Here is a 990-nt window from a genome sequence, read left to right on the forward strand (position 1 = left end):
TAAAAAGTTTTTAAAAGTTTGACCATTAGGCGAGTAGTATTTGCCTTTTTTTTTTAGGAATAAAATTGGATAGTTAATTGCATAATCAATATATTTCTCAAAATTAAGTTTTTCAAAAGTAATTGGCATTATTCCACCTCTATTAGTTTCTTGCCAAACTTTTCCTCTATAAGATAAAAAACCTGATAGTTTGTTTTCATTAAAAGGAGAATTTGCAAACAGAGCGATGGTTAAGGGAGCTAAATAGTTTCCAATTTTAAATTTTTTTTCAAAATCAGCTTCAGATGTATAATCATAATTAATTTGAATTCCGGCAGTTTTATACATCATATCTAAACTTAATTTGCCACCTTTTGGCATTTCAGATGTCATAATTTTGTAACGTTCTTTAGGACTTTTAGGTATATCAATTAATTTATTAAAAGGATCGTATGCAATAGATGAAGTTGCTATAGAAGCAGAACTAAAAACTTCTTTCAGCTCATTAAAATGAGAACTGTTTTCTGAACAAACTAAATGTATGTTTTTAAAAGGAGCACCTGATAATTCATATTGAAATCCTGGCTCAGTAGTAATCTTTTGATTTTCCTTTTTTAAACCAATTATCTTATCTTTTTCATATTGTAGCTCCCAACCTTTATTTTTTAGGAGATCAAATACTTGTTGTATTTTTTTATAATCAATTCTTTTAAGATCATTTCTATTAAAAAGAAATTTTTCATGTTCAACACCAATTCTAAGCTGATTTTCCTCTTTAATTCCGTCGGTGAAATATTTAATTAATTGGCTTTTATTTTCTATTAGTGTAGGTGAATTATTAGTCAAACGTTTTTAACTCTAATACATTTCCATTTGGATCTTCAATAAAAAATGTATTCTGTTCAAACTCAGTTCCCTCAAACCTTGTGTAGGGTTTATCAATATAGTTTATCTTATTGGCTTCAATATTAGATTTTATTTTATTAAAAACTTCTTTTTTTAAATGCACAC

The 990-nt window shown here is 26.8% G+C and carries 1 protein-coding gene and 1 pseudogene; both read right to left on the bottom strand.

The features are described from left to right. Positions 1-825: glutamate-cysteine ligase family protein (locus AMN78_RS02750; protein WP_256997704.1), on the bottom strand; the 825-nt coding region annotated here is incomplete at its 3' end. Beyond that, a pseudogene (locus tag AMN78_RS04295) lies at positions 818-990 on the bottom strand (glyoxalase); the annotation flags it as partial. The pseudogene AMN78_RS04295 and the gene AMN78_RS02750, both read right to left, overlap by 8 nt.

It is taken from the genome of Candidatus Pelagibacter communis (genome assembly GCF_001179945.1).
GTDB lineage: Bacteria > Pseudomonadota > Alphaproteobacteria > Pelagibacterales > Pelagibacteraceae > Pelagilacustribacter > Pelagilacustribacter ubique_A.